The sequence below is a fragment of the Litoreibacter sp. genome (assembly GCF_058136045.1).
This window is the reverse complement of sequence record NZ_JBYVDD010000008.1, coordinates 222,182-243,897: the sequence shown is the minus strand read 5'-3', so window position 1 is coordinate 243,897 and position 21,716 is coordinate 222,182. Positions and strand designations below refer to the sequence as shown.

Below are 21,716 nucleotides of genomic sequence, written 5' to 3'. Positions count from 1 at the left end.
TCTGGGGATTAAAACAGCCCCCCGCCGCGTTGGTACTTATATCTGGCCCAAAAGCGCCAGCCCATTTGATCCAACGGAGAGACCCGATGAAATCCATTTTATTTGCTGCCTCAATCGCATTATCCCTATCCGCCTGTGACGCCTATGCAGACGGCCACGCCGGCGCCCCCGCTCAAGAGGCAGGCGGCATTCTAACCGACGCCAGCGGCCTGAGCCTTTATACGTTCGACAAGGACAAGAAAAACAAATCCAACTGCTATGGCGGATGCGCCAAAAACTGGCCGCCTTTGATGGCACCAGTAAAGGCCAAAGCCAGCGGCGGGTTCAAGCCAATCAAGCGGCGCGGCGGCACGATGCAATGGGCCTATAAGGGCGAGCCGCTGTACACATGGTTCAAGGACAAAGCCCCCGGCGACATGACGGGTGACGGTGTGGGCGGCGTATGGCACCTTGCGAAACCCTGATCGCGCCCGCTAAGGTGGCCCCATCGCAGCGCCCGAAACCTTGGGCGCTGCACTCCTTGGCCACAACAGGTAGCACAGCGCGAATGTCGGATTTTCAGGCCCAACTTCAGACTGCCATGCCGCATCTGTGGCGCTATGCCTACTCGCTGACCCGCAACCGCGATGCCGCCGACGATCTGACCCAAGACACCATGGAGCGCGCCCTGCGCAAGCAAGAGCTATGGCAGCCAACCGGCACCGTGAAGTCCTGGTGCATGACGATCTTGCTTAATATCTTTCGCTCGCAACACCGCACCAGCACCGCCCGCCCACCTGAAATGGCGATCGAAGACATCACGCAAATTGCGGTTGCGGCCGATCCGTTAGCCGCACAGCTCGCCTTGGGTGAAACCGCCCGTGCGCTGGCCACAATCGACCCCGACCAGCGCGAAGCGTTGTTGACCGTGGTGATCGGCGGGCTGAGTTATAAGGAAGCCGCGCAAACCCTTGATGTGCCCCTCGGGACGCTTATGTCACGACTAGGACGCGCCCGCGCCGCACTGCGGGCCGCGACCTCAACACAGGATCCGGCGCCATGACCCGCACCCCAGACACCATCCCCCAAGAGATGCTGCACGCCTTTGTTGACGGGCAATTGCCGCCTGCCGATATGGATCTGGTCGAGGCCTATCTGAACGCCAACCCCGATGTGGCCGAAGAGGTTGCGGATTGGGCCCAGCAAAACACCGACCTGAACGCCCTGTTCCCTGCCGCCGCACAAACCGCAGCGCCACAAGTTGCCCCCCCACCCGCCAATACCAACACTGCGCCCTCCGGCCTGTCTTGGCCCGCGATTGCCGCAGCCCTTGCGATGATGGCCGTAGGCTTGGGCGGCGGCTGGTTCGCCCGTGGGCTACAAGCGCCCAACACCACGGCAATGGCCAGCCTTGTGCAAGAGGCCGTCGCCGCCCACGCGGTCTATTCCGTCGATCCGCACCGCCCCGTTGAGGTCGCAGGCACGGAAGAGGAGCTGTTGGTGCGCTGGCTGTCCGCGCGCGTCGGCGAGCAGTTGGCCGCGCCTGATCTATCCGTCCAAGGCTTCACTCTTGTCGGAGGTCGCCTGTTGTCCGTCGAAGAAGGCCCCGCCGCCCAATTCATGTATGAAAACGAGGGTGGCAAGCGCATCACCTTGTTTGCCGTCAAAGGCTCCACCGGACAGTTGGCCTCCTTCACCTATAACACCACCGGCGACACCGGCAGTTTCTACTGGGAGGATGGCACGCTTTCCTATGCTATCGTCGGGGATGTTGGCCGTGATGACCTGAGCACGCTGGCCACCGCCGTCTACGATCAGTTCTAAAACTCCCGATCTGCCCTTTTCCACCCCGCGCCATCACGCTAAGACCCCCCTAGCACCAAAAGGGATCAACACGATGGCGATGGAAAAGACATTCAATGCGGCCGAGGCCGAAAGCCGCCTTTACGCAGCTTGGGAAGACGCGGGCTGCTTCACCGCAGGCGCGAATGCCTCGCGCGCGGAAACATTCTCGATCATGATCCCGCCGCCAAATGTGACCGGCGTTTTGCACATCGGCCACGCCTTCAACAACACGTTGCAGGACATCCTGATCCGCTGGAAACGCATGCAAGGCTACGACACGCTTTGGCAGGCTGGCACCGATCACGCGGGCATCGCCACGCAAATGGTCGTCGAGCGCAAACTGGCCGAGAACGGCGAGCCCAAACGAGTCGAGCTGGGCCGCGAAAAATTCCTGGAAAAGGTTTGGGATTGGAAGGCCGAATCTGGCGGCACCATCGTCGACCAACTCAAACGCCTTGGCGCATCATGTGATTGGTCGCGCGAAGCCTTCACCATGTCCGGTGCCCCAAGCGCACCCAAAGGCAATGACGGAAATTTCCACGAGGCCGTGATCAAGGTCTTCGTCGAGATGTACAATAAAGGCCTGATCTATCGCGGCAAACGCCTCGTCAATTGGGACCCACATTTCGAGACTGCGATCTCTGACCTAGAGGTCGAAAACGTCGAAACCCCCGGCCATATGTGGCACTTCAAATACCCCCTCGCAGGTGGTGAAACCTATGAATATATCGAGCGCGACGAGGACGGAGTTGAGACCCTACGCGAGACCCGCGACTATATCTCAATCGCCACCACACGGCCCGAAACCATGCTGGGCGACGGCGCGGTTGCAGTTCACCCATCAGATGAACGCTACGCCTCAATCGTCGGAAAACTATGCGAAATTCCGGTTGGCCCGAAAGAACAACGCCGCCTGATCCCCATTATCACCGACGAATACCCCGACAAAGATTTCGGCTCTGGCGCGGTGAAAATCACTGGCGCGCATGACTTCAACGACTACCAAGTCGCCAAGCGCTGCTCCATTCCGATGTACAACCTGATGGACACCAAAGCGGCCATGCGCGCCGACGGAAAACCCTACGCGCAAGAAGCCGCTATTGCCCAAGCAATCGCCAATGGCGAGCAAGAATTTGACGAGGCAATGATCGCCGCGATGAACCTTGTCCCCGAGGCTTACCGCGGCCTCGACCGCTTTGACGCACGCAAGGCCGTGGTCGATGATATCACCAATGAGGGCCTCGCCGTCATGATCGCCAATCCCGCTTGGGCTGACGCTGACGAGGAAGGTAGGGTGGGTTTACAACCCACCATCCCCTACGTCGAAAACAAGCCAATCATGCAACCCTTTGGCGACCGCTCCAAAGTGGTGATCGAGCCGATGCTGACGGATCAATGGTTCGTAGAAACCGACAAAATCGTCGGCCCCGCACTGGATGCCGTTCGCAATGGCGACGTGAAAATCATGCCAGAGTCAGGCGAGAAAGTGTATTATAACTGGCTCGACAACATCGAGCCATGGTGCATCTCGCGCCAGCTGTGGTGGGGGCACCAGATACCGGTTTGGTATGGGCCTTCGTTGTTGAAAACGCCAAAGCGATTGACCGAAGAACAAATCAAAGCGTTTACTACTGGCACGTCGCTTTCGGAGCTAGCGGACGAGCTTCCTGATGAGGAATGCCAGCATACACCAAACTATGGGGCAACTTTGGCCTTCTGTGCCGCATCTGAAAGCGAGATGATTACGCAAGTCAAAGCCTACTATGACAGTTGCCAGCGCGTGGACGTTCTGGACATCGCAAATGGGCCATTTGACGAACAAGTCCGAGATCAAGCATCGGGCGATAGCACGAAAATATATGTTTACCGCGACCCCGACGTCCTCGACACATGGTTCTCCTCTGGCCTTTGGCCCATCGGCACGCTGGGCTGGCCCGAAGACACCGACGCACTACAAAAATACTTCCCCACCTCAACCCTGATCACCGGCCAAGACATCCTGTTCTTCTGGGTGGCGCGGATGATGATGATGCAGCTCGCCGTTGTGGACGAAATCCCGTTCGACACGGTCTACCTGCATGGCCTTGTGCGCGACGCCAAGGGCAAGAAAATGTCGAAATCCACCGGCAATGTCATCGACCCGCTGGAAATCATCGACGAGTACGGCGCAGACGCGTTGCGCTTCACCAACACTGCCATGGCCAGCATCGGCGGCGCATTGAAAATTGATATGCAACGCATCGCAGGCTACCGAAATTTCGGCACCAAATTATGGAACGCCGTGCGCTTTGCCGAAATGAACGAGGCCTACACTGGGCCCGACACAAAGCCTACACAAAGCCGACAGTTAGCAGACCTCGAATTTACGGTGAACAAGTGGATTGTCGGCGAGACCGCCAAAGTGCGCGCCGAGGTGGATGCAGCCCTCGAGGCCTACCGTTTCAACGACGCGGCCAGCGCGCTATATGGCTTCGTTTGGGGCAAGGTTTGCGACTGGTATGTGGAGTTCTCCAAGCCGCTATTGCTGGACGGCACCGACGCCGAGAAGGCCGAGACCCGCGCCACAATGTCATGGGTTCTGGACCAATGCATGATCTTGCTGCACCCGATTATGCCCTTCATCACAGAAGAGCTGTGGGGCGTCACCGCCAAGCGCGAAAAGATGTTAATTCACACGGATTGGCCGACTTACGGCGTTGAGTTACTTGATGAAAACGCAGATCGCGAAATGAACTGGGTGATCTCGTTGATCGACAATGTGCGCTCTGCGCGTGGCGAAATGCACGTGCCTGCCGGGCTGAAAGTGCCGCTGGTACAAGTGGATTTGGACGATGCGGGCAAGACGGCATTTGCCAATAACGCCGCCCTGATCCAGAAGCTGGCCCGCATCGACAGCGTGAGCGTCGGTGAGGCGCCCAAAGGCTCTGTCACCATCCCCGTGGCGGGCGGAAACTTCGCGTTGCCGCTGGCTGGCATCATCGACGTGGACGCAGAAAAAGCGCGCCTAGAAAAGAGCTTAGGCAAGCTGGCCAAAGAGCTTGGCGGGCTACGCGGGCGGTTGAACAACCCCAAATTCGCCGCCTCTGCCCCTGCTGATGTAGTGGCCGAAGCACGCGAAAACCTGGCCGCGCGCGAAGAGGAAGAAGCCAAGCTGAACGCCGCGCTGAAGCGGTTGTCCGAGATCGGCTAGGCCCAGAGGCAAACAGGTGCGCGCGCGATGTTTCTGCGCGCGTCTGAAAGTCAGCCTAGCCTTTTGATTTCGCCATACCGCGCATCACCGCAGCCATCTGGTCCGGCTGGCCCAAAAGTCCAACCTGCCGCACCGATTCTGCCATCAAAACATCGGCCCTTGGCGCGGTTTCCGCCAGCGCAATCAACCGCTTGGCTGCGCGAATAGCACTGGGGCTTTGAGCCGCAATTTGGTGGGCTAATTCCATCGCGCGCGCATGTGGATCATCTGCGATCTCTGTTACCAATCCATAGTCAAGTGCCTGTTCCGCGTCGATAATTTCAGCCGTGTAGGTCAGTTTACGCAACACATCCGCGCGCAGTAATTTGGGCAACGTCACCATGCCGCCCATATCGGGGATCAAGCCCCATTTCATCTCCATGATCGACAGTTTCGCGTCAGGACCCGCGACGCGGATATCGGCACCAACGGCCAATTGCAGACCGGCCCCGAAACAGGCCCCGTGCACAGCCGCAATTACTGGCACGCCCAACGCGCGCCACGCCAGTGAGAAGGCCTGAAACCGGTTCGCATCGCCATGGGTGCGCGCGACCACGATTTGTTCCATATCTTGACCAAACAGGCTCGCCAGAGACGTGATATCAATGCCCGCACAAAAGGCGCGCCCCTCGCCCGCCAGAACGACGCAGCGTAGATCCTCCACCTCGCGCAGATCATAGGCGGCAGTGACCAGCTCATCGAGCAGCTCTAGGCTGACGGCGTTCATTTTCTCGGGCCTGCGCAAGGTAACTTGCGCAATTCCGTCGGTAATTTCTGTGGTGATATATGTCATGCAAGCAGCTTAGCCGCGCATCGGCGTGCTGCCCATCATTACCTTACGACGCGCTCGACTGCGCGCAGCATGCCCAGCCCTTTGTCATAGATCAGTTCCAAAATAACGCGTGGTTTTCGCGCTTTTAGCGCGATTGGTACTACCCGTGCGGCCCCTGAGGCCAAGGTTGCGGCCATAAATCCGCGGCGTGTGAGTTGTGGCATAGTTAGGCCCTCCGTAGGTTATAGATGGGGATGAAGCATGCCTCTTGCAAGCCGCACCGAAACCCGGTCAAAGTCGCGGGCATGAATAGACCTCCCCTGACCCCGCTTGCCGCCACGCTTCCTGCCTCGGTCCCGTTTGTTGGCCCCGAGGCACAGGAGCGCGCCAATAATGCTCTCTTTGAGGCCCGTTTGGGTGCCAATGAGAGCGTCTTTGGCCCCTCGCCCAAGGCCATCGCCGCCATGGCGCAAGCCGCCAGCGAGGTCTGGCAATATGGCGACCCCGAGAGCTTTGATCTGCGCCATGCATTGGCCGCGCATCACGCGGTGACCCCCGAAAATGTCATGATCGGCGAGGGTATCGACGGCTTGCTGGGCTATCTGGTGCGCCTTTTTGTGGAGGCTGGCACGGCGGTGGTGACCTCGGCAGGTGCCTATCCGACATTCAACTACCATGTCGCGGGCTTTGGTGGCGCGCTGCATATGGTGCCCTACAAAGACGATCACGAAGACCCCGAAACGCTGCTGGCCAAGGCCCGCGAGGTCGGGGCGCGGCTGCTCTATATCGCCAATCCCGACAACCCGATGGGCAGTTGGCACGATGCCGCGACCATGCAACGGATGATTGACGCGGTGCCGGATGATTGCTTGCTGATCTTGGACGAGGCCTACATCGAATTGGCCCCCAACGGCACCGCGCCCGCGCTGGATATATCGAACCCGAACGTCATCCGCATGCGCACGTTCTCCAAGGGGCATGGCATGGCGGGCGCGCGGGTTGGCTATGCTTTGGGAGAGGCGCAAAACATCGAGGCCTTCCACAAAATTCGCAACCATTTCGGCATGTCGCGCATATCGCAGGCCGGAGCATTGGCCGCACTTGGCGATCAGCCCTACCTAGACAGCATCCGCGAAAAAGTGGCCGTATCGCGCGACCGGATTGCGCAAATTGCGCGCGACAATGGCTTGGCCCCCCTGCCCTCGGCGACCAACTTTGTGGCGGTGGATTGCGGCCAAGACGGGGATTTCGCTCGCAAAGTATTGGCCGGATTACTAGACCAAGGCCTGTTCGTGCGGATGCCGTTTGTGGCCCCACAGGATCGCGCCATTCGGATCAGTTGCGGCCCCCCCGGGAACATGGATTTTCTGGCAAAGGCCTTGCCGAAAGCGCTGGCCTCTGCCCGGTAGCCTGTGTCTACATCTACCGCCCTGCAAGGACCCGTGACGCCGCCTCTAAGGCACCGTTGCCATGTGGAATATCCAGCGCCTTCAGCCCTGCATCAATAGAGCCGAGCGTGCCCATCAGCATGTGGCTGTTCACATGGCCCATATGGCCGATGCGAAAGAACCCGTCAGAGTTCGGATCATCATCGGTCGCCATGCCAAGCCCGATGCCCAGCGTCACGCCCGCCTGCTCGCTCAGCCAATCGCGCAACTTTGTGCCATGTGGTGCACCGATACGCAGCGCCGTCACCGCATTGCTGCGCGCTGCCGGGTCGGCCATGTTCAGCTCTAACGGGCCATCACTTGCCCAAGTCTCGCACGCCGCCCAAAGGGCCCGCGCCAGCGTCGCATGGCGGGCGAGCACATTACCCAAACCCTCCTCGTGCAAGATCATGTCGAGCGCCACACGAAGCCCATAGAGGTGGTGCGTCGGCGCAGTTCCGCAGGCGTAATTATAGTAGTTTTCAGGGTTGGCACGCGGGTGCCAGTCCCAATAGCCCGACACACGCTCCATCTTTTGGCGGGTCGCGGCGGCCCTATCGTTGAAAAACACAAAGGCCATGCCCGGCGGCACCATCAGCCCTTTTTGGCAGCCCGCGATCATGATATCTATGCCCCAAGCGTCCATTTGCATGTCATCGCAGCCAAGGCAGGCAATACTATCAACGATCAGCAGCGCCGGATGGCCAGCCGCAGTCATCGCCGCGCGAATGGCAGGCAAATCCGATTTGGCAGAGCTGGCGGTGTCAACCTGAACCACCAGAACCGCCTTGATCTCGTGGGCGGTGTCCGTGCGCAAAGCGGCCTCGACAGCTTGCGGATCAATCGGCGCGCGGCGACCAAAATCAAGCTGCTCGACCACCAACCCGCGTTTACGCGCGGTCTCGGCCCAGCCCAGTGAGAACTGCGCCGCCCCCGGCACCAGAACCTTATCGCCGGCGCTAAGGACATTGGCCAAGGAGGCCTCCCAAGCGGCATGGCCATTGCCGATATACATCGCAACATGGCCGCTGGTTTTGGCCACAGCCTTCAGGTCCGGCACGATGGAATGGGTCATCTCGACCAACTCGCCCGTATAGATGTTGGGCGCAGGGCGATGCATGGCTTGCAAAACCCGCTCCGGCATCACCGAGGGGCCGGGAATGGCCAGCGTGTGACGACCGTGGGACAGGTTGGGCAGATTTGACATAAGAGAGGACCTTTGAGCGCGCGAAAGTTGTAATACCTCAAGAGGTAGAGCGGCGCGCTCAGAGCGTCAATTCGTGATCCGTTATTTAGGCCATCAGTCTTTGTGATACCGCTGCGACAAATCCGCAGGATCGGCCCCGAAGCTATAGCGCGTGAGCGTGCCAAAGTTTGCCAAGCTTTGACGCAGCCAGCCGTTTTGCAGGTACCGCTCCGCGCCCGTGGCGGCGAATGTATCCAGCAGGCGAACGCGGCCTTTAAGGCGTTTTGCCATCGCCACATCCTCCATCAACGGCTGGTCGGGGTAGCCGCCGGTATGCTCGTACAGCGCGCGTGACATCAACAAGCCTTGGTCGCCATAAGGCAGGTTAAACGCCAATGTGCGCAGGTTCGCCCATTGGGCCACAAGGCGAGGGGCCACGCCCTTGGCGCGAAATTGCAGGCGGAAGGCGGCGGCCAGATTGGGGTGCGTATTGCGGTGCACCGCCGCCGCGCCGACCCAATCGGGGGCCAGATGAGTGTCGGCGTGCAGAAACAACAGCCACTCGCCCTTGGCCGCTTGCGCACCTCGGTGAAGTTGGCCGCCACGGCCACTCTCACCCCGAACAACATGCGCGCCGGCCTCCTCGGCCAGATCGAGCGTTGCGTCGATGCTGCCACCGTCCGAGACAACCAGATCGCGGATCATGCCGACCTCTAGCCCCGGCAAAAGGGCGTTTATCGTCGCGGGCAGATGCGCCGCGGCGTTTAGGGTTGGAATCACGATGGAGAAAACTGCGCTCATATCGGGGCTGTTATAGACGGGACCTAACCCTATATGACAGTGCTAAGGGTGAACGGAGAATCCCATGGCAAACAAGACACGCATGTTGATCGAAGTAACCGGCGCGGACCGGGTGGAATTCCTGCAAGGGCTGGTGACCAATAACTTGGACAAGCTAGCGGACGGGCTGGTTTACGCCGCACTTTTGACGCCGCAGGGCAAGCTTCAGGTGGATTTCTTTCTGGTGCCTTGGGACGGCGACGCAATCGTGATCGACGTGGCGGCCCCCTATGGTGACGCCTTGATGCGGCGCTTGACGTTCTACAAATTACGCGCCGACGTAAAGCTGCGCGAGTTGGACGCCGATGTGAACCGAGGCGTGGGCGAGGCGCCAAAAGGAGCCTTCACCGATCCGCGCCACGCGGCGTTTGGCTGGCGTGGCTATGGGCGCGGCTTTGCGTTCGAGACCTCCAGTGATGTGAATTGGGACGCCCTGCGCGTGGCCCATTGCATCCCCGAGATGGGCGTGGAGCTGGTCGCAGACGACAGTTTTATTCTTGAGGTCGGGTTCGAGCGGCTGAACGGCGTGGATTTCCGCAAGGGTTGCTATGTCGGCCAAGAGGTCACCGCGCGTATGAAGCACAAAACCCAACTGCGCAAAGGTTTGGGGCTGGTCGAGGTGATTGGCAGCGCGCCAGTTGGCACCCCGATTGAGGCCGACGGCAAAGCGGTGGGCACGCTATACACCCAATCCGGCGGGCGCGCGCTCGCCTACCTGCGGTTCGACCGCGCCGGGGCCGATATGAGCGCCGGAGACGCAAAGCTGTCTTACGTTAGGGACTGAAAAACCCGCGCCGCCAGTGGCCCTTACGCAGGTAAACTTGACGTTGTTAACGCCCCCTTAGGTGGGGTAACAGGCTACGAGCGGCGGGCCTATTGTGCGCCTGAGATCGAGAAAGTTTACTCATCCTATGTCTGAGCCACGCATGAAACTGGTCTTGGTGACCCCTGAAATTCCGTACAACACTGGTGCTATCGGGCGGACCTGTGTGGCGCTGAATCTAGAGCTGATCCTGATCAAACCCTACGGATTTTCTTTGGATGAAAAGTCAGTGCGGAGGGCCGGGCAGGATTACTGGAAGCACGTCAATCTTAGCGAATATGACAGCTGGGAACATTTTTTGAGTGACCGGAAACCACCGCGCGAGAGCCTGTACTTCTTTGAAGAACATGGCGCGCAAAGCGTTTATGCGCCGGACTATCAACCCGATGCTTACTTGGTATTTGGCTGCGAATCCAAAGGGCTGCCTCGTGAGGTATTGGACGGTATGGATGAGCGGGTATTTCACTTACCGATGCGCAACCCGCTGGTGCGCTCTCTCAATTTGGCAAACGTCGCCACCGCCGTGATTTATCAGGCGATGCGCCCTCAGCTAGGCGGCTGAAAGCAGCCCGCGAGGGCTATTCGCGCTCGCGGATTGTCTTTGCAAATGCTGGAAAAATATCCGGATTGGCGGCAATCAGCTGGCCGTCTTCCAGCAGGTTTTGGCCCTCGCGCAACGGCTCGATAAAGCCACCCGCCTCTTTGACCAACAACACACCACCTGCGATATCCCAGATATTCACGCCGCGCTCCCAGTAGCCATCATAGCGGCCCGCGGCGACATAGGCCAAGTCTAGTGCAGCAGCGCCCCAGCGGCGCACGCCCGCGCATTGTGGCATCAGTCGTGCAAAGTCTTGCAGCGTGGCGGGCAGGTATTTACCGCCGCCAAATGGTATACCTGTGGCGAACACGCCCTCGATCATTTTGTGACGACCAGACACCCGCATCCGCTTCTCGTTCATGAAGGCGCCTTCGCCCTTTTCCGCGACGAACATCTCGTCCTTGGCCGCGTCAAACACCACGGCCGAGACGATTTCGCCTTTATGCTCCAGCGCGATTGAGATTGCCCAATGCGGCATCCCGTGCAGGAAGTTGGTGGTGCCATCGAGCGGATCCACGATCCAACGGCGTGTTGGGTCGGTGCCCTCAATTTCGTCGCTTTCCTCGCCAAGCCAGCCGTACGTCGGGCGCGCGGCCATCAGTTCTTCCTTGATGATCGCCTCGGCTGCAAAATCGGCTTTGGAGACAAAATCCCCCGCCCCTTTCATAGAAACCTGAAGGTTCTCGACTTCACGGAAGTCTTTGGTCAAAGAGCGGCCAGCCAAACGGGCGGCCTTGATCATAACATTGAGGTTTGCGCTGCCTTGCATCGGTCATCATCCTGTGGAGAGGTTAGGAGGGGCGTATAGACCTATCGCCCGCCTAGGGAAAGCCCTTGCGAACATAAGGCATTTGCCCCAGCGTCGCAGCCATGAAACACCAGACAACCGCCGACCGACCGCTCCTTGGGATTTTGTTTATGATCGGGTTTTGCCTGCTCGCCCCGATGGGGGACGCCTTGGCAAAACTATTGGGTGAAACGATCCCGCTGGGCCAACTTCTGGTGACACGTTTCGGCGTTCAAGCCGTGGTGCTGATCCCGCTGGTTGTATTGACCGGACGCAGCCTGCGCATGTCGGGACGCGTATTGCGCCTGACGGTTTTGCGCTCGGTGCTGCATATCATCGGCATTGGCGCAATGTTCTCGTCGCTGCGATTTTTGCCATTGGCCGACGCGGTGGCCATCGCCTTTGTCATGCCGTTCATCATGTTGTTGCTGGGCAAATACGTCCTCGACGAAGAAGTCGGCATCCGCCGCCTGATGGCCTGCGTCGTGGGGTTTATCGGCACATTGCTGGTGATCCAGCCCAGCTTTGCCGCCGTTGGTGCCCCTGCCCTGCTGCCCTTGGTTGTCGCGGTGGTGTTTGCCCTGTTTATGTTGGTCACGCGGCAGGTGGCCAAAGACGCCGACCCGATTAGCCTGCAAGCGGTTAGCGGGTTAATTGCCCTGCCGATCATCTGCGCAATGTATTTCATCCCCGGCGCAGGGGAGTTGGAGCAATTTCAACTCGTTACCCCCAAAGGCACCAGCGTTTGGACCATGCTTTGGGCGATTGGCCTGCTTGGGACATTCGCCCATTTGGTGATGACATGGAGCTTACGTTTTGCCCCCTCGGCCACGGTCGCACCGATCCAGTATCTGGAAATCCCGATTGCCACTTTCGTGGGGTTTGTGGTGTTTGGGGACTGGCCCAACGGGCTGGCTATGGTCGGCATTTGCATCACCATGGGGGCCGGATTGTACATCTTGAACAGGGAGCGTAACTTGTCGCGCATCGCCGCGCCCCCTGCTGTTTGATCACGTATAATCAGTAGTTCTGCGGGAACATGGCGCGCAGGGCTTCCTCGTCCATCTCTTGCTTGAACACGTGTTTATCGGCCAAGGCTGCGGCACGGATCGCGGCGGGGCGCGCATTTACCTTGTCAAACCACGCCTGCACGTTGGGGTAGTTGGCCAAGCCGCCCTCAAATTCCAGAACAAAGCCCGCAGCCCGAACCCAGCCCCACGCCACGATGTCGGCAATGCCGTACTCTGCCCCGCCCAGATAGTCAGAGGTCCCGAGGCGGTCATCGAGCACTTTATAATGGCGGGTAATTTCCTTGGTGTAGCGATTGCGGGCGTAATCATCATCAGGTTTCAGCCGTGTGAAATGCACGGCTTGGCCGGAGTATGGCCCGATGCCCGACGCGATAAAGAAGTACCAGCTTAGCATCTCGCCCATGGCTTGCGGGTCTTTGGGCAAGAACTTCCCATGTTGTTGCGCCAGCCACAAAACGATGGCCCCAGAATCGAAAATGACTGTGCCGTCTTGCTCTAGCGCCGGTAATTTGGCGTTCGGGTTGATCGCCAGATACTCAGGCACGTGCTGTTCGCCCTTTTTAGTGTCCACAGGAACGGTTTCATACTCCAGCCCCAATTCCTCTAGCATCAACGCAACTTTGAACGGGTTCGGAGTGGTATGAAAATAGAATTTGATCGACATTGAGCGACCTTTCCGGGGTAAATCCCCTGCGGGTTGAGTTTTTGTAGTAGGTGCTACATATTTACAGAATCTCGTGGCGGTCAAGGAATAATGTAGTGAGTGATACAAAAATAGAGCCACCCCGACGGGGGCGTCCGCGCAATTTTGACGCGCAGGCAGGCGTCACTGCGGCCAAGCAGGTGTTTCACCAACGTGGATATGACGCCGTGGGGGTCGCCGATCTATGCCAAGAATTAGGGATCAAGCCGCCCAGCCTGTATGCGGCCTACGGATCAAAGCGCGAGTTGTTTGAGCAAGCGTTGGCCGCCTATAGCGAGGTGACGAATGTGCATTTCTCCAAAGTTATGGCGGATGCGACCAGCCCCGACGATTTGCGCGCCCGCGTGTTGCGCCTCGCGGCCATGCTATTTTCGCGTGACGGCGGGGTTGGCTGCCTTGTGCTGTCAACGCTGACCTCGACTGCCGACGCCGAGTTGCGCGAAACACTGGCCACCGCACGGCGCGCGCGCCAAGACGGAATGGCTCAGAAGCTCGCGCAATTGGGGGCGACAAAAGCCGAAATTGCCCCATGGCTGGCCGCCATCTCGATAGCCTTGAACGGCATGTCCGCCACCGCCCGATTGGGCGCGGATGAAGACGAGTTATTGGCGGGCTTAGCCGCTTTAGGTGCGCTGTAGCTTCAACGGCTCGGTACGTGCCAAACGGATCACATTCGCCATGAACGGCTTGCCCGTATCTTCCGTCCGCGTCGCCGCATAAAGCCGTTTGGTGCGCCCTTGCGCCGTCAAAGGCCGCGTCACGTAGTCGGAATTGTAGCGCACCTCGCGCACCACCCAGTCCGGCAGCACCGCAACGCCACGGTTTGACGCCACCAACAGCAAGATCACTGCCGTCAGTTCTACTTGGCGCGTGGCGCGTGGCTCCACCCCTGCGGGGGCCAGCAATTCGGTGAATACATCAAGGCGTGTGCGGTCCACCGGATAGGTGATCAACATCTGGTCGCGGAAATCCTCGGCCTCAACAAATTCCTTTTGCGCCAAGGGGTTCTGGGCTGACGCGACAAACACTGGCTCATAGTCAAACAGCGGAGTGAAATCTATACCGGGCAGGTCCTCGGGGTCAGATGAGACGACCAAATCGACCTCCTCGCGCTGCAAAGCTGGCAAGCCGTCAAAGCTAAGTCCGGGACGGATATCCACGTCCACATCGGGCCAGTTTTTGCGAAACCCTTCCAGCACCGGAAACAGCCATTCAAAACAGGCGTGGCATTCGATGGCGATGTGCAAGCGGCCGGTTTTACCCATACGCAACCCGGCAAAATCATCTTGAAGCGCTTCAATTTCGGGCAATATCCGTTCCGCCAGCCGCAGCAATTTGCGCCCCGCCGCCGTCAGTTTCATCGGCTTTGAGCGGCGAATGAACAGCTCCACCCCCGCTTGATCCTCCAGCCCCTTGATCTGATGGCTCAGCGCGCTTTGGGTGATATTGAGCTGATCGGCAGCCTTTGCCAGACCGCCCGCCTCGTGGATTGCACGCACCGTTCGCAAGTGGCGGAATTCGATATGCATACAAACCTCATAATCATCGTGAATGTTATGAATTTGTCTCACACGGCGGGCTGTGGCACAAGCCACCAACGCCAAAAGGATACCCGCCATGACCCGCCCCAACGTCTCGTTTGAATTTTTCCCGCCGAAATCCGTCCAAGCCAGCTTTCGGCTTTGGGACACCATTCAGGCCTTGGCCCCGTTGGATCCCACGTTTGTATCCGTCACCTACGGCGCGGGCGGCACCACCCGCGAGTTGACCCATGAAGCGGTCACGGCCCTGAACAAATCCACCGACCTTAAAGTCGCAGCGCATTTGACCTGCGTGAACGCCACGCGCGCGGACACATTAGCCATCGCCAAGGACTACATCAAAGCAGGCGTGAGCGACATCGTGGCGCTGCGCGGTGACGCGCCCAAAGGGCAAGATTTTGTCCCAGCCAAGGACGGATTTGCCTCCTCCATCGAGTTGATCGAGGCGTTAAAAACCGAGACCGAGGCAACCATTCGCATAGGCGCCTACCCCGACAGCCACCCCGAGGCGGGCGACATGGCAGCCAACATCGCCTACCTGAAACGTAAGTTTGATGCGGGCGCGGATGCGGCAATCACCCAGTTTTTCTTTGAAGCAGACACGTTTTTCCGCTTCCGCGACGCCTGTGTGAAAGCGGGCATCGACGCGCCGATCATTCCCGGTATTTTCCCGATCGAGAACTGGACCCGCGCCAGCAACTTCGCCAAGCGCTGCGGCACAAACGTGCCTGCGTGGCTCGACGAGGCCTTCACCACTGCCATCCGCGACGACCGTCACGACTTGCTGGCGCAATCGGTGGTGACCGAGTTGTGCTCTGACCTGATGGACGGCGGCGTGGAGGATTTGCACTTCTACACCCTCAACCGCCCCGAGCTGACCCGCGACATCTGCGCGGCACTTGGCGTTACCCCAAATCTAGCTTTGGCGCAGGTGGCTTAAACGCAATCCCTTGCGCCGCGCGGGCCTGTCTCTTACCGTCTCCCTGACGTTCCCAAAGAGACAGGCCCGCACCTAATGTCCGAATATTTTCAACCTGAGTCCGCCGATCAATTACCTGATCGCGCAACGACCCTCTCCATGTCTGGCTTGGAATTCATGCAAGCCATTCTTGCGGGAAAACTACCAACAGCCCCGATTGCGAACGGAATGAACTACCGGCTGCACAGCGTCAAACCCGATGAGGTGGTGTTTCGCGGTGCCCCCGGATTTGCGCAGATGAACCCTGTTGGCACCATTCACGGCGGCTGGTACGGCACACTTCTTGACAGCTCCATGGCCTGTGCAGTGATGACTCGCGTTCCTAAAGGGTCAGTCTATACGACGTTGGAATTTAAGGTAAATATCATCCGCCCGATCCCGTCTGGCACCATGGTAGATTGCATCGGCGTGGTCGATCACGCGGGCAGATCAACAGGCGTGGCCACGGGCAAGATCGTGGGCGTGGAGGATGGCAAGCTTTACGCAACTGGCTCCACCACCTGCATTATCATGACGCCGAAGTAACCTTAAAAACGCGCGTGATCTTACAGGATTTCTGTCTTATCGCTGTCCAGTAACTCGGCAATCGCGTCTGGCAAACTCAGCCCGTCGCGGACTTCTGCATCAAGGCTCAGCTCCATTTTGCGGACCTCGACCAAGCGCGCGGCCACCGCGTCAATCATCGCAAACGGCACCACGACCACACCGTCACGGTCGGCCACGATCATATCGCCAGTCTCGACCGCCTGCCCGCCGACCACGACGCGCGTGCCAACCTGCCCCGGCCCCGTGCCATAGGGTGATCCGGGGTTCAGGCCCGTGCACCAGCATGGCAGCCCGACCTCGATCAACCCGTCATAATCGCGCATTGGGCCATCCGTGACGAAGCCCACCGCGCCCGAATTTTTGGCCAAACCACACAGCCGATCTCCGGCCGCAGCACAGCCTTGCCACCCGCCTGCACCAGCCACCAAAACGTCACCGTCTTGCAGGTATTTCAAACACCCCAGCGTCGCGAGTAAATCAGACGGGCGGTTGTCCGCAGTCAGCGCTGGCCCCACGACCGAGCCCAATTCCACCGCCAAAGGCGAGACCGTCGCGCCCATCGCCCCAGCCCCCGCCATGGCGTCCACCACAAAGCCGGTAGGTGCGTCTTGGAAGGCCGCGACTTGTGCCGCTGAGGGTCTGCGCGCCACATCTGGCCCAATACGTAACGTCTTTGGTTCTTCAATCATCGCAGCCCCTCCCGTGGCGTATTCAACTCAAGTGCCCAAGCACCATTTCATCACCGCTTTTTGCGCATGAAGACGGTTCTCGGCCTCATCAAAAATCACCGAGCGCGGCCCGTCCATTACTTCTGACGTCACCTCGTCTTCGCGGTGCGCGGGCAGGCAATGCATGAACAAGGCGTCCGATTTCGCGTGATCCATCATAGGCTTATCCACCTGATAGCCCCGCAGTTGGTTATGCCGCCGCTCGCGTGCGGATTGCGGATCGTGCATCGACACCCAAGTGTCCGTAACCACCAAATCCGCGCCCTCGACGGCCGCCTGAGGAATGCGCTCGGTGGTATAAAGCCCGTCCAGTGCTGCTTCCGGATCCAGCGGCGGTGGGCCGGAGAACACCAGATCAAACTCAAACTGTTTGGCGGCATGGGCGAAGCTGGCAAACACATTATTGCCGTCGCCGACCCAGACCACCTTCTTGCCCTTGATCGGGCCGTTATGCTCCTCAAAAGTCAAAATATCCGCCATGATTTGGCAGGGGTGCGTGCGGTCGGTCAGCCCGTTAATCACTGGCACAGAGGCAAATTCCGCCATCTCGTGCAGCGTGTCTTCCTCGAACGTGCGCATCATGATCAAATCCACATAGCGCGACAGCACGCGGGCGGTATCAGCAATGGTTTCGCCATGGCCAAGCTGCATGTCAGAGCCGCTGAGCACCATCGTCTGCCCGCCCATTTGGCGTACCCCCACATCAAAGCTAACGCGGGTTCGGGTCGAGGGTTTCTCGAAGATCAGCGCGACCATGCGGTCTTTCAGCGGCAACGCGTCATCCAGCGCGCCTTTGGGCCGCCCCGCGCGGGCCTTCTTGGTGGCAAGAGCGGTGTCGATGATCGAGCGTAACTCGCTCGGGTCAGTGGTATGAATGTCTAGAAAGTGGCTCACAATGCGCCCTCCAATTGGGTGGCGGCGCGGTCCAAACGGGCCACGGCTTCCACGATGTCATTGTCCGAGATGTTTAGTGCAGGCAGCAGGCGGATCACATTATCGCCCCCCGGCACGGTAAGTAATTGCTGATCGTAGCCGGCATTTACCACGTCAATATTTGGCACTTTGCACTTCACGCCAATCATCAGGCCTGCGCCGCGCACCAACTCAAAGATGTCAGGATGCGAAGCAACCAACCCTTCAAGGCTTTGCCGCAGCAGACCGGATTTACGCGACACATCGGCTAGAAAATCCTCTTGCGTGACGATATCCACCACCGCCGCGCCAACAGCGCAGGCCAGCGGGTTGCCGCCATAGGTAGAGCCATGCGTGCCAGCGGTCATGCCGCTCGCGGCCTCCTCGGTGGCCAAACATGCGCCCAAGGGGAAGCCGTTGCCGATGCCTTTGGCCACGGCCATGATATCGGGGGTAATCCCGGCCCACTCATGGGCGAACAGCTTGCCAGTACGGCCCATACCGCATTGAATTTCATCAAAAATCAGCAACGCACCAACGGCATCGCATTTCGCCCGCACCTCTTTCAGATAGGTGTCCGAGAGCGGGACAATCCCGCCTTCACCCTGTACAGGCTCAACAATCACGGCGGCGATGCTGTCATCTAAGGCAGCCTCCAACCCGTCTTCGTCATCTAGATCAAGTTGAATAAACCCACCAACCAGCGGACCAAACCCTTTGGTCAGTTTCTCAGATCCGGCGGCAGAGATCGTGCCCAACGTCCGTCCATGAAAAGAGCCGTTGAACGTGATGATATCGACCCGGTCCGGCTGACCTTTGTCATACCAGTATTTGCGCGCCATCTTGATTGCGCATTCCATCGCCTCCGCGCCGGAATTGGTGAAAAACATCGTGTCGGCAAAGGTCGCATCGCGCAGTTTTTCCGCCAGCGCCTCTTGGTTAGGCACCTGATACAGGTTGGAGGTATGCCACAGCTTACCCGCCTGATCTTGCAGCACTTTCACCAACTCGGGATGGGCGTGGCCCAAAGCCGTCACCGCAATACCGCCGCCCAGATCAAGGTATCGCGTCCCGTCCGCGTCGATGAGCCAACTGCCCTCCCCGGTCTGGAAACTCATTTTGGCCCGTGAATAGGTCGGCAGTACAGCAGGTATCATCGCGTGGGTGTCCTTTACGCAGAGGAATTCCAGACATTGAGGAAGTTCCGGGGGCAAGTCAATTTGGAATGAAGTATTGAGTGGGTGCGCAATGCGCACGGATGATCGGACGCTAAATTAGCGTCGGCGTCGCAAGATTTGAATATATGCGTGTTTGATCATGAAGACGCGTCTAAGGCGCGACATCTGCACTGTCCAGAATTTTCTTGCCGCACCTGTGTTGCAGGCGTAGCTGGCCTTATGACCACTCCTCCTGAAAATCGCCCCGTGGCAATCGCCTTCATGTTGCTAGCCTCCCTGCTGATCGCGGGAACATCGCTGCTGGCCAAGGTCATTGGCACCGGCGAGGCAGGCGCGCCCTTGCACCCAATCCAAATCACCCACGGGCGGTTCCTGTTTGCATGGATCGCCATCGCCTGCGTCACACTTGTGATGCGCCCGCCCCTGTCGTTGCGCCACATCAAAATGCACGCGACACGCACCACATTCGGGGCCACGGGTATCACGTTAATGTTTGCCGCTGTGGCGTTCATCCCGTTGTCAGACGCCACCGCTATCAGTTTTCTAAATCCCGTGTTTGCCATGGTGCTGGCCATCCCTTTGCTGGGCGAGCGGGTCGGCCCGATCCGCTGGTCCGCCGCCGTTACCGCACTTGTAGGCGCGGTGATTTTACTGCGGCCGGGGTTTCTGTCGGGCGGCGCGCCGTTCAATCCTGCCACCTTGCTGGCGCTTTGTGCCGCCGTGTCCATGGGCATCGAAATCACCATTATCAAAATGCTCACTGGGCGCGAAAAACCGTTGAGCATTTTGTTCCTGAACAACTCCATCGGGTTAATATTGGTCAGCATCGCGCTATTTTTTGTGTGGCACCCCCCCACGCCTTTGCAATGGGTCACCCTCGCGGGCATTGGCTTCATGATGGCCGCCGCGCAGGCGTGTTTTATCCAAGCCATGCGCCGCGCCGAGGCCTCCTTCGTGGTGCCGTTCAGCTATGCCACGTTGATCTTTGCCAGCCTGTACGACGCCGTAGCATTCGGCAACCTACCCGACGCCACATCCCTATTTGGCGCAGGCATTATCATAGGGGGTGCTGCCCTGTTGGCGTGGCGCGAAGGCCGCGCGCCACGCCCTTTTGCGCCCCCGCCTACCGATGAATGATGATCCAAACTTGTATCCCGACGCATTGACCTCTAAATTAGGGTTTAACTGGAAAAGAACTCACCGCCTCCCGCCGCAATCGGGTCGCGGTTTGTCGTTTGAAAAGGCTACACCGCATGTCCTGGACCGATGATCGCGTCGAAGTGTTGAAGAAAATGTGGGGCGAGGGTAAATCCGCGTCGCAAATCGCCAAAGAGCTTGGCGGGGTCACCCGCAATGCCGTGATCGGTAAGGTGCACCGCTTGGGGTTGTCGAACCGCTCGGGCGGAGCGTCGCCAGCCAAGGTAACGGCCGCCAAGCCCAAGCCCGCGGCCAAGGCCAAACCCGCCGCCAAGGCCAAACCCGCCGCCCCGGTTCCAGAAACCAAACCAGCGGTAGTTTTGCACAAACCACTCGGTCGCCCGAAGCTGATTTTAACCGCTGGCCAACCCCTACCACCACAACCATCCGCAAATGAAATCAGCCCTGAGGCCCTCGCCTCCGTGCGTGAAGTTGAGAAGACAGCCAAGCGTTTGTCGGTGATGGAGTTGACCGAAAAAACCTGCAAGTGGCCTGTTGGCGACCCAGCTACGGATGATTTTTGGTTCTGCGGGCTGGTCGCTCAAACCGGCAAACCCTATTGCGAGGCCCACGTCAGCGTGGCGTTTCAGCCGATGTCTGCACGCCGCGACCGCCGCCGCTAGCAGCACATAACCTTGCCAAACGGATCGAAGCGCCATAGCCTTAGGGATGTGGCGCTTTTTTCGTGCCTACTATTATTGTTTTATTAATTTTGAAGGTGCGCCATGGGCAATGAACGCAACATGATGACGAAATGGAAAACCGAAGACGGCATCCAGTATTCCATTGTGCAAAACCCACTCTCCGCCCCACTTAACGCCCCAGCCGGAGCAGAGAAACTTGAACAAATTCACACAGATAGCGGCACCCAAATTGAAGGGGTGAAGATATTCAGCAATGGGCGCAAAAGCCTTCGGTACACGAGTGAGAGCCTCAAATCACGCTTTGGCATTGTGAAGAATGCAGATTACCGAGGAAACCAAACCGAGATTGCTCGTCAAGCGACAGCCCTCAATCACACCATGCACATACGCCATTCGCTTGATCGTGATATTAAGAGTATCAAAGACCAAGTCGCAAAAGGTGTCGAGAAATACGGTGGCGTCCTAATCGTCGAGCAGGTGCATATGGCCATAAACCCGGACCCGATCACCGGGGTGCGAGAGACCAAATTAAAGGGCGGACATTGCGCAGATGGCGCGAAGGACATTGAACAGGTGATGCGAAAAAACAAGGCTGAACCTGCCTCGATAGGCACCCAGCGCGGCAAAAGAACTCCTTCGCGAATGAGCAGCAATTCGGGAAAGTTCCCAAACCCTCCGATGATCAGCCCACCGCCCTATGGCATGGTGGAAGACCAAATTTTGATCTGGGCCGAGCCCGATAAATAAGCGCCAAGCCGTCAACCGTTG

24 protein-coding genes are annotated in these 21,716 nt (G+C 58.8%); 14 read left to right on the top strand and 10 right to left on the bottom strand.

The features are described 5' to 3' along the window. The first annotated feature begins 86 nt into the window (after positions 1-86). The 4 genes from AC3Y7R_RS13275 (at position 87) to AC3Y7R_RS13260 (ending at position 5,014) form a co-directional block, all read left to right on the top strand. Complete coding sequence (locus AC3Y7R_RS13275) at positions 87-464, top strand: COG4315 family predicted lipoprotein (protein ID WP_490042528.1); 378 nt, start codon at positions 87-89, stop codon at positions 462-464. Beyond that, on the top strand, positions 443-1,042 hold the full coding sequence (locus AC3Y7R_RS13270; RefSeq protein ID WP_490042527.1) for an RNA polymerase sigma factor: 600 nt from the start codon (positions 443-445) through the stop codon (positions 1,040-1,042). Before AC3Y7R_RS13275 ends, AC3Y7R_RS13270 begins: the two co-directional genes overlap by 22 nt. After that, positions 1,039-1,803, top strand: coding sequence for an anti-sigma factor family protein (locus AC3Y7R_RS13265; RefSeq protein WP_490042526.1), 765 nt, complete (start codon positions 1,039-1,041; stop codon positions 1,801-1,803). Before AC3Y7R_RS13270 ends, AC3Y7R_RS13265 begins: the two co-directional genes overlap by 4 nt. A 73-nt stretch (positions 1,804-1,876) precedes the next feature. Beyond that, positions 1,877-5,014, top strand: a complete 3,138-nt coding sequence (locus tag AC3Y7R_RS13260) for a valine--tRNA ligase (protein WP_490042525.1) — start codon at positions 1,877-1,879, stop codon at positions 5,012-5,014. A gap of 55 nt (positions 5,015-5,069) precedes the next feature. On the opposite strand, the gene AC3Y7R_RS13255 is transcribed toward AC3Y7R_RS13260, so the two are convergent. Next, positions 5,070-5,846 (bottom strand): crotonase/enoyl-CoA hydratase family protein, encoded by a 777-nt coding sequence (locus tag AC3Y7R_RS13255; RefSeq protein ID WP_490042524.1) that lies wholly within the window; start codon positions 5,844-5,846, stop codon positions 5,070-5,072. Between the two features lie 38 nt (positions 5,847-5,884). Further along, entirely contained in the window at positions 5,885-6,049 is a 165-nt protein-coding gene (locus AC3Y7R_RS13250; RefSeq protein WP_490042523.1) for a Tat pathway signal protein, read from the bottom strand. 81 nt (positions 6,050-6,130) lie between these two features. Here AC3Y7R_RS13250 and AC3Y7R_RS13245 point away from each other — a divergent pair, with 81 nt between their 5' ends. Next, a complete protein-coding gene (locus AC3Y7R_RS13245) occupies positions 6,131-7,234 on the top strand; it encodes a pyridoxal phosphate-dependent aminotransferase (RefSeq protein ID WP_490042522.1) in 1,104 nt (367 codons plus the stop codon). Positions 7,235-7,247: 13 nt separating this feature from the next. Here the strand turns inward: AC3Y7R_RS13245 and AC3Y7R_RS13240 are convergent, their stop codons facing one another. Together AC3Y7R_RS13240 and AC3Y7R_RS13235 are read right to left on the bottom strand one after the other, a co-directional pair. Further along, a complete protein-coding gene (locus tag AC3Y7R_RS13240; RefSeq protein ID WP_490042521.1) occupies positions 7,248-8,459 on the bottom strand; it encodes a pyridoxal-phosphate-dependent aminotransferase family protein in 1,212 nt (403 codons plus the stop codon). 93 nt (positions 8,460-8,552) lie between these two features. After that, on the bottom strand, positions 8,553-9,239 hold the full coding sequence (locus AC3Y7R_RS13235) for a TIGR04283 family arsenosugar biosynthesis glycosyltransferase (protein ID WP_490042520.1): 687 nt from the start codon (positions 9,237-9,239) through the stop codon (positions 8,553-8,555). A gap of 64 nt (positions 9,240-9,303) precedes the next feature. Here AC3Y7R_RS13235 and ygfZ point away from each other — a divergent pair, with 64 nt between their 5' ends. Together ygfZ and AC3Y7R_RS13225 are read left to right on the top strand one after the other, a co-directional pair. Then, positions 9,304-10,062, top strand: a complete 759-nt coding sequence (gene ygfZ, locus AC3Y7R_RS13230; protein WP_490042519.1) for a CAF17-like 4Fe-4S cluster assembly/insertion protein YgfZ — start codon at positions 9,304-9,306, stop codon at positions 10,060-10,062. Between the two features lie 127 nt (positions 10,063-10,189). Continuing rightward, positions 10,190-10,663 carry a tRNA (cytidine(34)-2'-O)-methyltransferase gene (locus tag AC3Y7R_RS13225; RefSeq protein WP_490042518.1) on the top strand — a complete coding sequence of 158 codons (474 nt, stop codon included), beginning with the start codon at positions 10,190-10,192 and terminating at the stop codon, positions 10,661-10,663. Positions 10,664-10,679: 16 nt separating this feature from the next. On the opposite strand, the gene AC3Y7R_RS13220 is transcribed toward AC3Y7R_RS13225, so the two are convergent. Further along, on the bottom strand, positions 10,680-11,471 hold the full coding sequence (locus tag AC3Y7R_RS13220; RefSeq protein ID WP_490042517.1) for an inositol monophosphatase family protein: 792 nt from the start codon (positions 11,469-11,471) through the stop codon (positions 10,680-10,682). A 101-nt stretch (positions 11,472-11,572) separates the two neighbouring features. Here AC3Y7R_RS13220 and AC3Y7R_RS13215 point away from each other — a divergent pair, with 101 nt between their 5' ends. After that, positions 11,573-12,499, top strand: a complete 927-nt coding sequence (locus AC3Y7R_RS13215) for a DMT family transporter (RefSeq protein WP_490042516.1) — start codon at positions 11,573-11,575, stop codon at positions 12,497-12,499. A 10-nt stretch (positions 12,500-12,509) separates the two neighbouring features. Here AC3Y7R_RS13215 and AC3Y7R_RS13210 read toward each other — a convergent pair whose 3' ends face one another. Beyond that, complete coding sequence (locus tag AC3Y7R_RS13210) at positions 12,510-13,184, bottom strand: glutathione S-transferase family protein (protein WP_490042515.1); 675 nt, start codon at positions 13,182-13,184, stop codon at positions 12,510-12,512. Positions 13,185-13,279: 95 nt separating this feature from the next. Between AC3Y7R_RS13210 and AC3Y7R_RS13205 the strand changes: the two genes are divergently transcribed. After that, positions 13,280-13,861, top strand: coding sequence for a TetR/AcrR family transcriptional regulator (locus AC3Y7R_RS13205; RefSeq protein WP_490042514.1), 582 nt, complete (start codon positions 13,280-13,282; stop codon positions 13,859-13,861). On the opposite strand, the gene AC3Y7R_RS13200 is transcribed toward AC3Y7R_RS13205, so the two are convergent. Beyond that, positions 13,847-14,752, bottom strand: a complete 906-nt coding sequence (locus AC3Y7R_RS13200; protein WP_490042814.1) for a LysR family transcriptional regulator — start codon at positions 14,750-14,752, stop codon at positions 13,847-13,849. The two genes, AC3Y7R_RS13205 and AC3Y7R_RS13200, sit on opposite strands and share 15 nt — an antisense overlap. Positions 14,753-14,840: 88 nt before the next feature. Between AC3Y7R_RS13200 and metF the strand changes: the two genes are divergently transcribed. Continuing rightward, the gene (gene metF, locus AC3Y7R_RS13195) at positions 14,841-15,704 is read left to right on the top strand and encodes a methylenetetrahydrofolate reductase [NAD(P)H] (protein WP_490042513.1); all 864 of its coding nucleotides are present in this window, start codon (positions 14,841-14,843) and stop codon (positions 15,702-15,704) included. A 138-nt stretch (positions 15,705-15,842) separates the two neighbouring features. Further along, a complete protein-coding gene (locus AC3Y7R_RS13190; protein ID WP_490042813.1) occupies positions 15,843-16,268 on the top strand; it encodes a PaaI family thioesterase in 426 nt (141 codons plus the stop codon). A gap of 20 nt (positions 16,269-16,288) precedes the next feature. Here the strand turns inward: AC3Y7R_RS13190 and AC3Y7R_RS13185 are convergent, their stop codons facing one another. The 3 genes from AC3Y7R_RS13185 to AC3Y7R_RS13175 are packed head-to-tail and all read right to left on the bottom strand — an operon-like array spanning position 16,289 to position 19,086. Beyond that, a complete protein-coding gene (locus tag AC3Y7R_RS13185) occupies positions 16,289-16,978 on the bottom strand; it encodes an RraA family protein (protein WP_490042512.1) in 690 nt (229 codons plus the stop codon). 27 nt (positions 16,979-17,005) lie between these two features. Beyond that, entirely contained in the window at positions 17,006-17,911 is a 906-nt protein-coding gene (gene argF / locus AC3Y7R_RS13180) for an ornithine carbamoyltransferase (RefSeq protein ID WP_490042511.1), read from the bottom strand. After that, complete coding sequence (locus AC3Y7R_RS13175; protein WP_490042510.1) at positions 17,908-19,086, bottom strand: aspartate aminotransferase family protein; 1,179 nt, start codon at positions 19,084-19,086, stop codon at positions 17,908-17,910. Before AC3Y7R_RS13175 ends, argF begins: the two co-directional genes overlap by 4 nt. Before the next feature lie 240 nt (positions 19,087-19,326). On the opposite strand from AC3Y7R_RS13175, the gene AC3Y7R_RS13170 reads away from it, so the two are divergent. The 3 genes from AC3Y7R_RS13170 to AC3Y7R_RS13160 all read left to right on the top strand — a co-directional run bounded on the left by AC3Y7R_RS13170 (position 19,327) and on the right by AC3Y7R_RS13160 (position 21,695). Further along, positions 19,327-20,244 carry a DMT family transporter gene (locus tag AC3Y7R_RS13170; RefSeq protein WP_490042509.1) on the top strand — a complete coding sequence of 306 codons (918 nt, stop codon included), beginning with the start codon at positions 19,327-19,329 and terminating at the stop codon, positions 20,242-20,244. A gap of 116 nt (positions 20,245-20,360) precedes the next feature. Then, on the top strand, positions 20,361-20,927 hold the full coding sequence (locus AC3Y7R_RS13165; protein ID WP_490042508.1) for a GcrA family cell cycle regulator: 567 nt from the start codon (positions 20,361-20,363) through the stop codon (positions 20,925-20,927). Positions 20,928-21,029: 102 nt separating this feature from the next. Continuing rightward, positions 21,030-21,695, top strand: a complete 666-nt coding sequence (locus tag AC3Y7R_RS13160; RefSeq protein WP_490042507.1) for a hypothetical protein — start codon at positions 21,030-21,032, stop codon at positions 21,693-21,695. Positions 21,696-21,716: the final 21 nt, after the last annotated feature.

Excerpts from the sequence above, each read along its gene's own strand:
- AC3Y7R_RS13275 (WP_490042528.1), top strand. The coding sequence starts at position 87 with ATGAAATCCATTTTATTTGCTGCCTCAATCGCATTATCCCTATCCGCC.
- AC3Y7R_RS13270 (WP_490042527.1), top strand. The coding sequence starts at position 443 with ATGGCACCTTGCGAAACCCTGATCGCGCCCGCTAAGGTGGCCCCATCG.
- AC3Y7R_RS13265 (WP_490042526.1), top strand. The coding sequence starts at position 1,039 with ATGACCCGCACCCCAGACACCATCCCCCAAGAGATGCTGCACGCCTTT.
- AC3Y7R_RS13260 (WP_490042525.1), top strand. The coding sequence starts at position 1,877 with ATGGCGATGGAAAAGACATTCAATGCGGCCGAGGCCGAAAGCCGCCTT.
- AC3Y7R_RS13255 (WP_490042524.1), bottom strand. The coding sequence starts at position 5,846 with ATGACATATATCACCACAGAAATTACCGACGGAATTGCGCAAGTTACC.
- AC3Y7R_RS13250 (WP_490042523.1), bottom strand. The coding sequence starts at position 6,049 with ATGCCACAACTCACACGCCGCGGATTTATGGCCGCAACCTTGGCCTCA.
- AC3Y7R_RS13245 (WP_490042522.1), top strand. The coding sequence starts at position 6,131 with ATGAATAGACCTCCCCTGACCCCGCTTGCCGCCACGCTTCCTGCCTCG.
- AC3Y7R_RS13240 (WP_490042521.1), bottom strand. The coding sequence starts at position 8,459 with ATGTCAAATCTGCCCAACCTGTCCCACGGTCGTCACACGCTGGCCATT.
- AC3Y7R_RS13235 (WP_490042520.1), bottom strand. The coding sequence starts at position 9,239 with ATGAGCGCAGTTTTCTCCATCGTGATTCCAACCCTAAACGCCGCGGCG.
- ygfZ (WP_490042519.1), top strand. The coding sequence starts at position 9,304 with ATGGCAAACAAGACACGCATGTTGATCGAAGTAACCGGCGCGGACCGG.
- AC3Y7R_RS13225 (WP_490042518.1), top strand. The coding sequence starts at position 10,190 with ATGTCTGAGCCACGCATGAAACTGGTCTTGGTGACCCCTGAAATTCCG.
- AC3Y7R_RS13220 (WP_490042517.1), bottom strand. The coding sequence starts at position 11,471 with ATGCAAGGCAGCGCAAACCTCAATGTTATGATCAAGGCCGCCCGTTTG.
- AC3Y7R_RS13215 (WP_490042516.1), top strand. The coding sequence starts at position 11,573 with ATGAAACACCAGACAACCGCCGACCGACCGCTCCTTGGGATTTTGTTT.
- AC3Y7R_RS13210 (WP_490042515.1), bottom strand. The coding sequence starts at position 13,184 with ATGTCGATCAAATTCTATTTTCATACCACTCCGAACCCGTTCAAAGTT.
- AC3Y7R_RS13200 (WP_490042814.1), bottom strand. The coding sequence starts at position 14,752 with ATGCATATCGAATTCCGCCACTTGCGAACGGTGCGTGCAATCCACGAG.
- metF (WP_490042513.1), top strand. The coding sequence starts at position 14,841 with ATGACCCGCCCCAACGTCTCGTTTGAATTTTTCCCGCCGAAATCCGTC.
- AC3Y7R_RS13190 (WP_490042813.1), top strand. The coding sequence starts at position 15,843 with ATGTCTGGCTTGGAATTCATGCAAGCCATTCTTGCGGGAAAACTACCA.
- AC3Y7R_RS13185 (WP_490042512.1), bottom strand. The coding sequence starts at position 16,978 with ATGATTGAAGAACCAAAGACGTTACGTATTGGGCCAGATGTGGCGCGC.
- AC3Y7R_RS13175 (WP_490042510.1), bottom strand. The coding sequence starts at position 19,086 with ATGATACCTGCTGTACTGCCGACCTATTCACGGGCCAAAATGAGTTTC.
- AC3Y7R_RS13170 (WP_490042509.1), top strand. The coding sequence starts at position 19,327 with ATGACCACTCCTCCTGAAAATCGCCCCGTGGCAATCGCCTTCATGTTG.
- AC3Y7R_RS13165 (WP_490042508.1), top strand. The coding sequence starts at position 20,361 with ATGTCCTGGACCGATGATCGCGTCGAAGTGTTGAAGAAAATGTGGGGC.
- AC3Y7R_RS13160 (WP_490042507.1), top strand. The coding sequence starts at position 21,030 with ATGGGCAATGAACGCAACATGATGACGAAATGGAAAACCGAAGACGGC.